At 66.8% G+C, this 994-nt stretch carries 1 pseudogene; it reads left to right on the top strand.

What is annotated here, in order from left to right:
* Positions 1–994 (top strand): annotated as a pseudogene (locus tag ABD323_RS41675) (hypothetical protein); the annotation flags it as partial.

Genomic DNA, 994 nt, shown 5'->3' with positions numbered 1-994 from the left:
CGACACCTACGACCAGGCCGGCGGCACGATCATCGCCTCCAGGGTCGGCACGACCTCCGGCCCTGTCAAACAGACGGCCACCCATGACCGCACCGGCTTGCCCGGCCTGATTGCCCGCTACGGCGCGGCGACCTCGGTATCGACAGTAAAGTCCCTCACGGCTGACAAATCATGGCGCACCAGCACCACAACCACGACCAGTGACCCAGCGCAGAACAATCGCACGCTGACGTCCCTCTCCACCGCCGATGCAACCCCTGACATCTGCCATCGCACAACCTACGCTGTCGGCCCCGACCCCCAGATCACCGCTCTAATTTCGCAGCAGACGACTGTCAGCGGCACGAATGCGTGCACGGCGGCCGCGACCGAGCAGAACACCCTGTCGTGGACACGCGTCTACTACGACGGCAAGGCGCTCGACCAGGCTGGCGCCAAGGCCGAGCCGACGTCCAGCGAGAGCGTCGAAGGCTTCAACGGGACAAGCTCCAACTTCACGGTGAACTCGACCTTCACCTACGACAAGTACGGGCAGGTCCTCACCGTCACCGATCCCAAGGTGACCGACAACGCCCACACGGGCGGAGCGGTGGTCGCCACTAGCTACTCCGCGCCCCAAGCGGGTGAGCTGCCCACCAGCCTCACCGTGACCCGCCCGGCACCTGCCGGAGCGGGCGACCAGGCAACCGGTCGGAGCACGGTCACCACCCTCGACAGCGCCCGAGCCTTGCCCAAGACCGAAACCGACCCGAACAATCGTGCCACCAACGTCTCCTACGACGCACTGGGACGGACCACCGGCGTGTGGCTGGCCGGCCGCGCGACAGGCCTGTCGCCCAACACCGCCTACGCCTACGCCATCCCGGGTGTCGTCGGCGGCAAGGTAGTTCCGCCCAGTACGACGACGACGGCCCTGGTGGGTGTGGGCACCGGGGACACCTACAGCTCGGTGAGCTCGACGCAGATCATGGACGGCCTTGGTCGGGTCATCCAG

The organism is Kitasatospora nipponensis (genome assembly GCF_039528135.1).
GTDB classification, from domain to species: domain Bacteria; phylum Actinomycetota; class Actinomycetes; order Streptomycetales; family Streptomycetaceae; genus Kitasatospora; species Kitasatospora nipponensis.
The sequence above is the reverse complement of the archived record's forward strand: the minus strand, read 5'-3'. Positions and strand labels throughout refer to the sequence as shown.